The following is a 12,961-nucleotide window of genomic DNA, read 5'->3' on the forward strand; positions in this document are numbered from 1 at the left end:
GGACGCATCTCCTGCTGCATGGCCATGTCATGGAAAGATCACTCCCAAGTCAAGCGGCTACTCCTTATTGGAAGATCGTGTTCTCGAGCGTATTCGCTAAAGAGATACTCCCGAAGAAGCGCTCTCGTCATGTCGGATGTATCAGCGAAACCTAGTCGAACAGCGAGCGCCTCTACGGGGATCATCTGCATCTCATCAGGAAATGTTTGCCGCCAGAACCACCCGACGAGAGCCGCAGGAGGGATGCTTCCTGTCTGCGTCGTCGCAGCCTCCTTGCCCATGGCGCGAAGCGCATGCTGCTTGGCCTCGGCGCGCTCCACAAGCGGACGAAGCATGCCACGAGAACGCAAGGTATCGATAATCCCGTTGTGAGCCATAGCGTCAAACGATGATGCTGCCGAACGGATAAGGGCCTCTCCATTCAGGAAATGATCAAGTTCCTCCCCAACGAGACGGTTCTGATCGAGGGCATCCCGCAGGCTCACCCCCTGCTCGCGAAGCCAGTATTTGAGGGCCTGCTCTTTCTCCTCCGGCTCTGGATCCCCTCTGCGCCGCCTAGCCTCTCGAAGCAGTAGCATTCGGGTTAATGCCTCTTTCTGAACACTGGCGAAGTCACGAGGCACGAGACGAAGCTCGTCGAGAATGTCCTGCATCAGCAAAGTCTTCGCATCGTTGCTGACTGCGCGAGGGAGAGCGCGGGCTGCTTCGTAATCAAGCTCCCATACCTCTGTTCGCTCGAAATTGTATCTCGGTAGGAAGGGGGGCGGATCGGTCGCTATGAAGTCGCGGATCGCGACCAGCATTTCCAACGCGTCGTGACGCTTGAGATTTATGCGACCTGTGGGAAGCCAAGCTTCCAGCGCCTCTATCTCGGATGCATCGCAACCAGTGCTTCGGGCATATGCGACGAGGTCGGCCCAGTTGCGATGGGCATAGAAACGTTCTTTCGCCCATGACAGCGAACAATCAGCCAACTGTTTCCCGATGATGCTTTCACGCAACGCCGCTGCGAGCGTCGCGCGGATATCGACCATGGCATCGCTGAGCTGCATGAAGCCAAGCTCTGCCGGGCCATGCTCCACGGCAACCTCGTCGTCATCCTCGATCCTGCCTGAAAGGTAGTCGGAGAAGATGGAGCCGACGCCGACCATGCCGTATTCAGTGAGTTCGGCGGCCCGCAAAGCCCCCATGCTGGCGGCCCCGAATACATGAACACCTTTGCTCATTGCCCAGAGGATTTCCTTGTGTCGGACAGCGGGAACCGTCCGAAACAATCCGTCGATGAGCGCGATGACGCGCGGCCTCGGGACCATGTTCAAAGCGCGCAGAATATCCCCGTGCCTAGCCGGTGGAAGGCAGACGGCGTCGATCTGCTCGCTCACCTCGGCGGCAGAAAGAGTCGGACCGCAAAAGACAACCACGCTCATCGGCACTGCTCCATCCAGGAACGAGCGCGGGTTCCAAGAGCGACGTCGGTCCCTGGCGGCCCTTCGAGACCGGGAACGACGGCCCGAACGACGGAAATGGGAATAGCCTTGTCGGCCTGGAGATCGGCGACAACGATCTCGTGCAAACCGGCAGATCCAAGCCGTTGAATGATAAAATCGAGATCTTCATCGACCGTCGCATGAGAAACGTGCGGTACCTTTCCGAAGGCGCAAGCGGCTTCCGACGAGCCAAGACGCTCGCGCCATCGGGAGAGTTCCGCCATGTCGTCGAAACGGGCATAGAGATCGGGGCCGACATCATCCCGACTTCCGGCGATGATCGTGGCACGGGATTGAACCGCTTCGAGAACCGCGCGCAGGAGCGCTACGCCCCTGTCCGGATGGCACCCATGTCCCTCGACCGGCAAAGGCATGAGACCGGGCCCGCCCTGCCGCTCCATGATGTGACATTTGAACGACGCAACTCCGATATCGGAGGTCATGTCCCAAACGGCAATCACGAATCCTCTCTCAGTGATCACGTTCAGAACCCGGATCGAATCCGCATCATCGACAGAAGTGAGATCGAGGCGTCTCTGGTCGAGGCTTGATGGATCGAGTGCGAACAAAACCTGTGCGTCGCGTTCTATCAGCTCGCAGAGAGCATGAACGAGCGCCTCCCGACGATCATTCCCGGATGCAAGCCCGTTCGTACTTGCAACGAAATGACCGCTACCCGCCGGCGCCGGGAGGGTGAAATTCGTGTGCACGCATTCGAAAGGCAGCCAGCAGGCGGCATCATCCGCCAGTCTTCGACCCTCGAACCACAGAAGGCGTGTTTGATCCGAGAGGCGCCCACCCTTGCGAGAGATGATACTCTGCCAATCGATGAGGCGGCGCCCGGCCTCGCGCATTTCCCTAGCGCTCGCCCAGATCAGCGGACCATCCGCGCGTTCCGCACAAAAGGTCTCAATGGCCTCCATGATGGCCGAAACCTTCGCACCCGAACGTTCCATACCCTTTCCCTGAAAGGTGATGTTGGAGCGGGAGCCCGGTCTCATGGCAACGGCAACGGGGATTCCGATGCTATCGAGCCCTGTAATATCCGCGACGCGGGTAACACCGAATGAAGGAAGGGATGGCCTCAAGCGCTCCAACGTCTCGGCGGGCTCCACGGCCCGGTGGGTGCCGCAGCAATAAACCTTGGCCAAGGCCGGGCGGGGCTTACTCATGAAGCTCTCCTCAAGCGGTCCATGAGTTCTTTCGCCAGCGCCTTGTCAGAGGTCGGCGAAGCCTCGGGGATCCTCGCGAGAGCGCTTTCGAGTTCCTTTGCAACCGTCCTTTTCATATCCGTATCGGCCAACGCACTGGCCTTGCTGATAGTCGCCCGCAACAAAAGGGCATGTGCGCCTTGGGTGTCTGCAGCCGCAATCGCCTCGTCATAACAGCCCACAGCTTCCTCGGTATGGCTCAGACATGTCAGCAGCTCGCCCTTGCGCCGCAAAAGTTCGGCGATCCAGTACTGGAGGCCGGTTTCCTTGGCGATGCCGATGGCCTCCTCGATTACTTCGAGACCACGAGAATACTCGCCTGCAAGTCCATAGGCTTCCGCCAGCATCTCCAGATAGGCAGGGAAGTCCTCCTGCGTGCCGATAACTCTCTGGGCAGCAAGGCCGCGCTCGATGGAGGCGATGCCTTCGGTAAGGTTTCCGCCAAGAGAGGCGGCCCACCCACCGAAAATTTCCGCCTTTGCGGCGATATCGCGAAAGCCGAGGTTTTCGGCAAATCGCAGCATGCGGGCTGCGCGCTCTTTCACCGCTGGAACATCACGGCGGAAGTGCAGCAGATTGATTTCGGCTTCTTCGAAATGGGTCTTGCTGGCCTGATGATCGAGGCTCGCCGCGTGACGGGCGCAGGCCTTCATAACCGCCTGCGAGCGCGTGGAGAAACCTTGCAGCCAGAGAGACAGAGCTTGCTCGCCCAAACCGCAGACCTTTGGATCATGCCCACCGTAAAGAACGGCGTCATGCCGATTCCTCGCCGCATTGTAGAAAGCCAGTCCATGCCGCACATGCTCGCAGCAGCGCCTCTGCTCGCCCAGCATGAAAAGGGTTGCCCACTGGCAGTGATGAGCCTGGAGAGCTAGGTGGGGCGTTGCGAGATCATCGACGATGGATGACAAACGATCGGCGCGGTTGCGCATGTCCTTGAAGCTCGGCGACGTACGCCACCATCCCCAATAGGCGGTGAAGCGGCGCTGGTCGGCAGGAATGGAATCCGACAACGTAATGGCACGTTTGTAGATATCCTGGACCTCGTCGGCACCAGGCCCGACCGTGGAGATCAGAAGCGGACCGAGCGCCAAGCATATATCGAGTTCCAGCTCCTCGCGCCCCGCCTCCTGCTCAAGTTCGTCGGAGAGAGCCAGGGCGCGTTGCAGCAGACTGACGGCCTCCTGATTGGCGGAGCGCAGGATTGCATGCTGCCCCGCAAGCCGGAGCTGCGCAATCGCCTCAGGATACATACCCGCCTCAATGAAGTGCCGAGCGAGAATTTCAGGCTCGGCGGAAGCTTCTTTAAGAACCGCAGCGAGACGCCGATGCAGCGTCTGGCGCGTTGCCTTCACCATGCTGTCGTAAGCACTTTGCTGCAGCAGAGCGTGCCTGAAACTATAGGAGCGTTGAGCCACATCATGTTCAGGAGCGATCACACCAAGCTCATACAACCGCGCCAGCCCCTCATCGAGGGCATCTGTGGGAAGCTCGGCGGCTTGCTGGAGAACGGCATAGGAAAACCGGCGTCCGATGGCGCTCGCGACCTGTGCGATGGGCTTGCCTGTTCCACACTGGTCGAGACGGGCAGCCAGCACATCCATGAGCGAAATCGGTAGGTCTCCCGCAGGTGCGCCGCTCTCCGGTGTAGGCCGATCCAGAAAGGTCCGCGTCAATTCCTCGAGGAAAAACGGGTTTCCTTCGGAGCGCGTGACGATGTGCTGCAACTCCGCCTCCGACACGCGAACCGAGCCGGCCATATGGTGCACCAGGGAAATGGCCGTCTGCTCCGGCAGGGGCGCGAGATCGATGGTTGTGACGTTTGGGAAAACCGATGATTGAAGCTCATGAAAGGTAGGACGCGCCGTTGCAAGCAACAGAGCCGGAAGATCGACGATCCGTGCAATGATGCGATCCAGAAGCTCTAGTGTGCTCGGGTCGATCCATTGGACATCCTCGATAATGATGACCAATGGTCCGCGCGCACTCAACCGCGCGATGAATTCGATTAGGGTCGATAACGTTTCCTCCTTGATCTGCTCTGCAGTCTCGGACGAGCGTGACTTATCGCGAAGAGGAAAAAGAAGATCCATAAACACAGGCGCCGCATCCGGCATCGGCGGCACGGCCATATCCAGAAGTCGGCCCAATCGGCCTTGAGATAGGTGATGTGGCTTGTCCGAGCGCATCAGAAGCGTGCGTTCAAGGTTCGATCTGATCGGATGAAATGGCGTGGCACCATGCAGCGGAGAGCACTGGAAGTTCAAAACCATTGACGCATCATGGCTCAATCGCCTGCGAATCTCGGCCGCGACCCGGGACTTTCCGATCCCGGGATCGCCTGTCAGGAGAACCGCCTGCCCCTTTCCGCTTTGCACGATTTCCCACAGATCGGCGATGATTGTGAGTTCCGTCTCCCGCCCGAGGAGCGGGGCATCGCCCGGCGAGTGCAGACCCTCGAACCGCGTCTGCGGCCTTCGCGAGCGCAGAACAGTCCAGGCCTGTTGCGGAAGGGAGAACCCGGACAATTCCAGCTCCTGCTGTCGACCGAACCGGAACATGGTGCCGACAAGCCGACGCGTTGCATCGCTGACAAGAATGGAATTGGGAGCAGCAGCGGTCTGAAGACGCGCCGCGAGGTGGGGAGCGATGCCGACAACTTCGTCTGAGCCGAAGCCCTTGTCTCCCGCCATATCGCCCGCAACCACCCTGCTCGTGGCGATGCCGACACGAACGCTCAGCGATATCTTTCCACTGGCGCGCGGCACGACGAGATGGGCGCACCTATCCGTGATGGCGAGGCCTGCTTGAATGGCCCGCTCGGCCGCATTCTCGTAGGTAACAGGGTAACCGAAATAGGCCATGCCGCCGTCACCGACATAGCGGTTTACCTTGCCCCCGAACTCTTCGACGGCTGCCGTGCACATGCGATGAAAACCGCGAAGGAGTTCGTGCATGTCCTCCGGATCGAGCCGCTCCGCGAGGCGGGTGGAGCCGACGAGATCGTAGGCAAGCGCGGTCACCTGCCGCCTCTCGGCCATACCCGTCAATTGCGCCGTTGGGACGTGCTGTGGCATCCGCTGCAACCCCGCCAGACCAGAAAAATAACATAGTTTATGCGGGATGTGTCAGGCCGATGGCGGTACTGGAAACGCGGTAGAGGCACAGACAGCAAGAAATGCCCCTCACCCACATGGAATCCTTAGTTCCGTCATCGCAAGAGTTCCGCGCCACACCCATCCGATCGGTTGACAGCACTCTACCAGTCAGTAGGAATAATACTGGGCCAGCAAAAAAGACAAAGCAGCCCAACCTCATAGACGTCATCCTGGCTCCGGAGTCACAATGAACGCGCTCCCTCCCTTTCCTTCCACGCTCGGCACTCAAGACATCGGCATCGCACGTGCAGCTGTGATCGGGGCAGGGTCCATGGGATCCGGTATTGCAGCGCAATTCGCCAATGCCGGCATTCCTGTCGACCTGCTCGACATAAAGGGAACAGGCGCTTCGCCAAATGGCCCGGCCGAAGCCGGTATCGAGCGACAATCGAAGGCAAACGGATTCATGCATCCTGCAGCCGCCCAGCTCGTGCGGCCCGGCAATATCGAGGACGACCTTCAGCGCCTCTCGGAAGCCGATTGGATCATCGAGGCGGTCGTCGAACGGCTCGACGTCAAGCGCGACCTCTACGGGAAGATCGACAGGGTCAGGAAAAAGGGATCCGTCGTTTCGTCCAACACATCCACGATCCCCCGCGCCGACCTGATCGCAGAGCAAGGCCCGGCCTTTGCGGCGGATTTCCTCATCACGCATTTCTTCAACCCTCCGCGCGTCATGCGGCTCGTGGAGATCGTGAGCGCTTCCGAAAATTCGCCTGAGCTTGTTCAACGCGCCAAGGCAGCCTCCCATTCCATTCTCGGCAAGACCGTCGTGGATTGCCACGACACGCCGGGCTTCATCGCCAACCGCATCGGCTGCTACTGGCTGGCCGTTGCGGCGCTCGAAGCGAAGAGCATGGGCCTCACCGTCGAAGAAGCCGACGCCGTAATGGCCGCTTTCGGCTCACCACGCACGGGAGCCTTTGGCCTGCTCGATTTGATCGGCATCGACCTCATCCCGCATGTGTGGGGCAGCCTGATGAGCGCCCTTCCCGCCTCGGACGGCATCCATGCTTACGACCTGCCGTCCGACCTTACGGTGCAAGGCATGATCGCGGCGGGGCACTTGGGGCGGAAAGCCAAAAGTGGTTTCTACCGCGTCAATGCCGACAAAACGCGCGAGGCGCTCGATCTCTCAACCGGCCTCTACCGCCCTGAAGCGCCGCTCGATGCGGCCTCGCTTCCCGGCAAGGGCCGCGATCTCGCAGCCCTCCTGCAATCCGACGATCGGCTCGGTCGCTATGCTTGGCGAGTTCTGTCGCGCCTCATTGCCTACACCGCCGAAGTCGGTCCGGAAATCGCAAAGGACGTGGCCGCCATCGATACCGCCATGGAGCTCGGCTATGCCTGGCGTGAAGGCCCCTTCAAGCTGGCGGAGCGCTGCGGGATCGAACAGCTCGCAGAACGCCTGAAGCAGGACGGCGGCGACGTGCCTGCCCTTCTGGCATCCGCGCTCAAGAACGGCGGCTTCTATGCCAAGGATACGAGCTTGCCGCTTCGCACCGATGGCGCGCGCGCGCAGGCCACGGATCATAGCAGCGATCTCGCCCTGCCTGCGATCAAGTTTCGTCGACCGAAGATCCTCGGCAATGAGGGGGCTTCGCTGTGGGATGCGGGTAACGGCGTGACCTGCTTCGAGATCCACACGAAGATGAACAGTCTCACCCCGGCCGTCTTCGATGCGCTGGACCAAAGCCTGCAGAAGACCGCTTCGGACTTTCGCGGCCTCGTCATCGGCAACGACAATCCGCGTGTTTTCTCCGCAGGTGCTGACCTATCTTATTTTGTCGATCTCGTGCGCAAGGAAGATTGGGCCGCCCTGTCCGCGTTCCTCTCGCGGGGACAGGACCTCTTCATGCGCGTGAAGCACGCGCCCTTCCCCGTGGTTGCCGCTGTCGCCGGTCTTGCGCTCGGTGGCGGCTGCGAGCTGATGCTTCACTGCGATGCTATCGTCGCTCATGCGGAATTGGCGGTAGGACTTCCCGAAACCAAGGTTGGTATCGTGCCCGGTTGGGGCGGCTGCACGCAGCTGATGCTGCGGACGCAGGAGCGGGGCAGCGATCCTGTTATGAATGTGCAGAGGGCATTCAACACTATTCTCACGGGCGCTCCCTCCTCCTCGGCCCTTGATGCCTGGGAGAAAGGGCTGCTCCGGTCGAGTGACGCCATCGTCATGAATCCAGACGATCTTCTTGGCAGAGCGGTCGCACGCGCAGCCTCGTTAGCGGATGCGAGATATCGCGCGCCTGAGCCTGCGACGATTTCACTTTCCGGATCGGCGGGGAAAGATGCGCTTATGGAGCGCATTCATAAGCAGCGGGAAACGCTTCGCCTTACCGAGACGGACATCATCGTTGCCGAGACCCTCGCCTCCGTTCTCACGGGCGCAGCCCTCTCCAGGGACACGGCCTCCGAGAACGACATGCTGGCCTTGGAGCGGGAAGCCGTGCTTGCCCTTGCCAAGACGCCGGCGACGCGGGAGCGCATTGAGCACATGCTCGCGACAGGAAAGCCGCTACGCAATTGATGTGCGGTCAGGGTTAAGAAGCCGAAGCTTCGGCTTCTTCCTCCATTCGTCCCCGGTATCCTCCGGGTCTGCACAATACCGGATAAAGGCGTGTCATCTCGCGCATGAGGAATTTCGTCGGCACGTCGAAGAATGTGCCGTGATTGAACACGTAATCCATGAAGGCCCGCCCATCACCATCAAAGGGCTGGAACAAAGCATCGCCAGTGCCGTCGAAGTCGAGCGGCGTAACACCGAGCTTGGCGCAGAGGCTTGCATTGAAGGTCGGTGTCGCCTTCAACCAACGGCCGCCGAGATAAACCTCCACATAGCCGTGATAGGAAAACACGTCCGTACCGACCGCCTCCAGAAGACGCGGGGTCGCGAGGTGATTTCGCACATCCGACAAGCCGACCCGCACAGGAATACCAACCGCACGGCACAAAGCCGCATAAAGGGCGGCCTTGCCGACGCAATAGCCATGACCAGAACTGAGAACGCTGCTGCCACGGAAGCTCTCGCGGTCAGTGTAGTCCACATAAGGATCGTAGCGAATTCCATCCCGCACAGCGTCGTAGAGTGCCCTTGCCCGTTCTGCATCAGAGTCGATTCCGCGTGTCACCATCTCGGCATGCTGCCGGATGGCGGGATGATCGCTGTCCACATATTCGGCAGGGCTAAGATAAAGGCGCTGCTCGGTTACATTCATGACGCAGTCCCTTCCCTTGTCCCTCGAAACCGTCAGGAGGCCCGACTAGCGGGTTTTCGGAGAGCTTTTGATGGAGATGCAGGAACATTAGCTGCGGCGAGCTTCATCCCGGTCTTTCCGTTCGCCTTGCGTGTGGCCTGTCCCACACCTCCAACACCATTGACCAGCAGATCGATCATCTGGTCCGCAAGCTGTTCGGGATCGAGCGGCCCGCGTGGATCGTACCAGCGGGCGATCCAGCTCAATGCGCCTGCTGCGGCAAAGGCTGCCATCTTGGGATCGCAGGGACGGATCGAGCCATCCTCAATTCCTTCCGTGATGACGGACCGGAAACGTTTGTCGATCCGCCCTTTGAGCGCGCGGAGCTCCTTGCGCGTAGACGGCGGCAGCGGATCCTCGCCCACGAGAATGAGGCAGCGGCCGAAATCCTCCGTTACGATCCGCACATAAACGCGCCAGAGCGCGATCAGCTTCGCAAGACCAGTCGCATCAGTGCCTTCGATCTGAGCCGACGCATCCTCCAGCATCTCCAAGCCGATGCGGACGCATTCGAAGAGGATCTGATCCTTGTTCTTCACATAGTAATAGATTGTCGGCTTCGTGACGTTCAGCCGCTCGGCCACATCATCGAGGGATGTCTTGTGAAAGCCGTTCTCGTTGAAGGCCTGAGCGGCAGCCCGCAGCACGGCATCGCGCTTGACTTCGCGCTCCTTCTGCCGGTCGGCGGGCTTTTTCCACGGGGATGCCGTCATGGGTTTCCTGACACAATATTGGTTCGTGATCGGCCGCCCATGTAACGGTCGCTCGTCCACCCGTCTAGGGTAGGCACCCCCCTCATGGCGATGTCTCTATGCTCTCTCGATGGCGAGCGCGATGCCCTGACCGCCACCGATGCACATGGTGATGAGGCCATAGCGTCCTCCTGTGCGGGACAGCTCATAGGCCGCCTTGACGGTGAGGATGGTGCCGGTGGCGCCGACCGGGTGGCCCAGTGCGATCGCTCCGCCGTTCGGATTGACGCGTTCGGGATCGAAGCCCAACTCGTTGGCGACGGCGCAGGCCTGCGCGGCAAATGCCTCGTTCGACTCGATCACATCGAAGTCGCCGATTTTCATTCCCGTCTTCTTCAGCAGGTTGCGCACGGCGGGAACCGGCCCGATGCCCATCTCGCCAGGCTCCACGCCCGCATGGGCATAGCCGACGATCCGCGCCAGAGCCTTCCGCCCTTCCCGCTCTGCCCGTCCTTCCTCCATCAGCACCACGGCGGCTGCGCCGTCGTTGATGCCGGAGGCATTGCCCGCCGTCACCGAGCCGTCCTTGCGGAACACCGGGCGCAGGGACGCCAGGTTCTCGCGGGTCGTGTCCGCTTTAAGATGCTCGTCGGTGTCGAACGAGATCGTCTCCCGACCCTTCTTCGCCTCAACGGGAAGGATCTGCTCCTTGAAGCGCCCTTCCTTGATCGCCAATGCTGCACGGCGCTGGCTCTCGGCTGCGAACGTATCCTGCGCGTCGCGGGAAATCTGCCATTTAGAGGCGACGTTTTCTGCCGTGATGCCCATGATGCCATTGCCGAACGGATCGGTGAGAATGCCGGTCAAATGATCCACCACCAGCGCATCGCCCATCTTCTGGCCGAAGCGTGCCGTGTGCAGAAGATGCGGCGAACGGCTCATAGCCTCAGCGCCACCTGCCACGGCCACATCCGCATCGCCGAGCATGATCGACTGCGCAGCGGAGACGATAGCCTGCACGCCGCTACCGCAAAGGCGGTTCACGGTCATGGCCGGCACCTCGATAGGAACGCCGCCATCGATGGCCGCGACGCGACCGAGATAGGCATCCTTCGGTTCGGTGACAATCACGTTGCCGAAGACCACATGATCCACATCCCCGCCCTCGAGCTTTGCTCGCTTGAGGGCTTCGGCCACGCAGAGCGCACCGAGCTGGGTGGGTGAATGGTTGGACAACGTGCCGCCGAAGGTGCCGATGGCGGTCCTAACTCCCGATGCAATGACGACGCTGCGCGACATCTTTGAAAACTCCTTGAATGCTCGTTACGCCGCAACCGCAGGCGCTGACTTGTAGAGACCTTCGATCTCCGCGGCATATTTCTTGTAGATGTTCGCACGGCGCACCTTCATGGTGGCGGTGACCTCATCGTCGTCGTGGTCCAGCTCCTTCGTGAGGAGATGGAACTTCTTGATCTGAGCCACAGGCGCGAGCTGCCGATTGGCCCGCTCGACTTCCCCATCGATCAGCTCGCGCACGCGGCTGTTCTCGGCAAGGCTCTTGTAGTTGGTGAAAGGAACGCGGTTTTCCTCGGCCCATTTGCCGACCGTTTCCGCATCGATCTGGATCAGGGCAGCCGGATAACGGCGGGACTCGGCAATGACGATGCATTCCTTGATGAAGGCGCTGCCCTTGACCGTGTTCTCAATCTCGGAAGGACTGAGGTTCTTGCCGCCCGCGGTGATCATGATGTCCTTGAGACGATCCACGATCTTGACTTGGCCGCCCTCCATCTTGGCTACGTCGCCGGTATGGAGCCACCCATTACGGATCGAAGCGCGGGTCGCCTCCTCGTTGCGGTAATAGCCCTCGAAGACCATCTCGCCTCGTACAAGCAACTCGCCATCGGGCCCGATCTGCACCTCAGCTCCCTGCACTGCCGGACCGACTGCTCCAGGCAGGAGCGCATCGAGGCGCTGGCCCGTGACCATGCCGGACGTCTCGGTGAGACCGTAAACCTCCACGAGTGGCACTCCGATGGTGCGGAAGAAGCGAACGATCAATGGTGAAATTGGCGCGGCGCCCGTGAGCGCCACCTTGGCCTGCCGCAATCCGATGAAGTTCTGCAGGGCGCGGAAGACGAAAAGATAGCAAAGTCCGAAGAGAATCTTTTCGCGCAAAGTCCGAGCCGCAGGCGCCTTCTCGGCGAGTGGCTCACACAGGGAAACGGCCTTCTCATAGAGCCGGCGGCGGAAACCTTTCGCCTCGATCATCTTGATATGGATGGCCGAGTGCAGCTTCTCCCAGATACGCGGTACGCCGAGGAACAAGGTCGGTGCGATCTCGCGTAAGTCTTCCTGAACCGTGCGGATGGATTCACCGAAGCTCACGCAGGATCCCGCCTGCAGCGGCGCCATCACCGTCAGCATCTGCTCCGCCACGTGGCACAGGGGTAGATACGAGAGATTGGTGGTCTCCTGCGTATAGCCGAGCCGATCAATCACGGCGGCTCCTTCAGCTCGCATGTTGCGATAGCTGAGCATCGCGCCCTTAGGCTTTCCCGTCGATCCGGACGTATAAACCATCAGGCCGATATCGCTGAGGCCCTGCTCCGCAAGGCAGGCATCGATCAGGCCGGGATGCTCTTTCTCATAGGCAGCACCCTTCTCGATGACGTCCTTGAAGGTCGAGAGTTTGTCGCTTTCATAGTGTCGCAAGCCCTTCGGGTCGATCACCACGATCCGCTTGATCTTGGGGAGTTCGTGCAAGCACTCGAGAACCTTGTCGGTCTGCTCCTGGTCTTCGCAGACCACCACCTCCGCATCGGAGTGACCCAGAACATAGGCGACTTCGTTCGCCGGGCTGGTCGCATAGACGCCGATGCTGACAGCGCCCACAAGCCCAGCACCCAATTGCGCGATGACCCATTCCGCCCTGTTCTCGGACAGGATGGCCACATGCCCGCGCGACTCGAGGCCCAAGGCCAGCATTCCCAGACCGAAATGCCGGGCCTGCGCGTAATACTCCGCCCAGGTGATCGGCTGCCAGATTCCGAAATCCTTCTGCCTCAACGCGATGCGCTCGGGCATGCGCTGAGCGTTGTCCCGCAGGAGCTGCGGAAGGGTCATGGTGTCGCGTTGGAGAGCCTGCGGCATCGTGGT

At 60.5% G+C, this 12,961-nt stretch carries 8 protein-coding genes; 1 reads left to right on the forward strand and 7 read right to left on the reverse strand.

Annotated elements, in window-relative coordinates:
- Positions 1 to 38: 38 nt before the first annotated feature.
- The 3 genes from MJ639_RS03605 to MJ639_RS03615 are packed head-to-tail and all read right to left on the reverse strand — an operon-like array spanning position 39 to position 5,775.
- Complete coding sequence (locus MJ639_RS03605; protein WP_243368811.1) at positions 39 to 1,427, reverse strand: TfuA-like protein; 1,389 nt, start codon at positions 1,425 to 1,427, stop codon at positions 39 to 41.
- Positions 1,424 to 2,659, reverse strand: a complete 1,236-nt coding sequence (locus MJ639_RS03610; protein WP_243368812.1) for a YcaO-like family protein — start codon at positions 2,657 to 2,659, stop codon at positions 1,424 to 1,426. Before MJ639_RS03610 ends, MJ639_RS03605 begins: the two co-directional genes overlap by 4 nt.
- Positions 2,656 to 5,775: an ATP-binding protein gene (locus tag MJ639_RS03615; protein ID WP_243368813.1), complete on the reverse strand. Its 3,120-nt coding sequence runs from the start codon at positions 5,773 to 5,775 to the stop codon at positions 2,656 to 2,658. Before MJ639_RS03615 ends, MJ639_RS03610 begins: the two co-directional genes overlap by 4 nt.
- Before the next feature lie 268 nt (positions 5,776 to 6,043).
- Here MJ639_RS03615 and MJ639_RS03620 point away from each other — a divergent pair, with 268 nt between their 5' ends.
- Positions 6,044 to 8,383: a 3-hydroxyacyl-CoA dehydrogenase/enoyl-CoA hydratase family protein gene (locus MJ639_RS03620; protein ID WP_243368814.1), complete on the forward strand. Its 2,340-nt coding sequence runs from the start codon at positions 6,044 to 6,046 to the stop codon at positions 8,381 to 8,383.
- 13 nt (positions 8,384 to 8,396) lie between these two features.
- On the opposite strand, the gene MJ639_RS03625 is transcribed toward MJ639_RS03620, so the two are convergent.
- From MJ639_RS03625 to MJ639_RS03640, 4 genes are all read right to left on the reverse strand, one after another.
- Positions 8,397 to 9,071: a transglutaminase-like domain-containing protein gene (locus MJ639_RS03625; RefSeq protein ID WP_243368815.1), complete on the reverse strand. Its 675-nt coding sequence runs from the start codon at positions 9,069 to 9,071 to the stop codon at positions 8,397 to 8,399.
- A gap of 32 nt (positions 9,072 to 9,103) precedes the next feature.
- Positions 9,104 to 9,823, reverse strand: coding sequence for a TetR/AcrR family transcriptional regulator (locus MJ639_RS03630; protein WP_243368816.1), 720 nt, complete (start codon positions 9,821 to 9,823; stop codon positions 9,104 to 9,106).
- 96 nt (positions 9,824 to 9,919) lie between these two features.
- Complete coding sequence (gene bktB / locus MJ639_RS03635) at positions 9,920 to 11,101, reverse strand: beta-ketothiolase BktB (protein ID WP_243368817.1); 1,182 nt, start codon at positions 11,099 to 11,101, stop codon at positions 9,920 to 9,922.
- A gap of 24 nt (positions 11,102 to 11,125) precedes the next feature.
- Positions 11,126 to 12,955 carry an AMP-dependent synthetase/ligase gene (locus MJ639_RS03640; RefSeq protein ID WP_243368818.1) on the reverse strand — a complete coding sequence of 610 codons (1,830 nt, stop codon included), beginning with the start codon at positions 12,953 to 12,955 and terminating at the stop codon, positions 11,126 to 11,128.
- Between the last annotated feature and the right edge of the window lie 6 nt (positions 12,956 to 12,961).

The sequence above is a fragment of the Microvirga solisilvae genome, from assembly GCF_022808595.1.
In the GTDB taxonomy this organism is placed as follows: Bacteria; Pseudomonadota; Alphaproteobacteria; order Rhizobiales; family Beijerinckiaceae; genus Microvirga; species Microvirga solisilvae.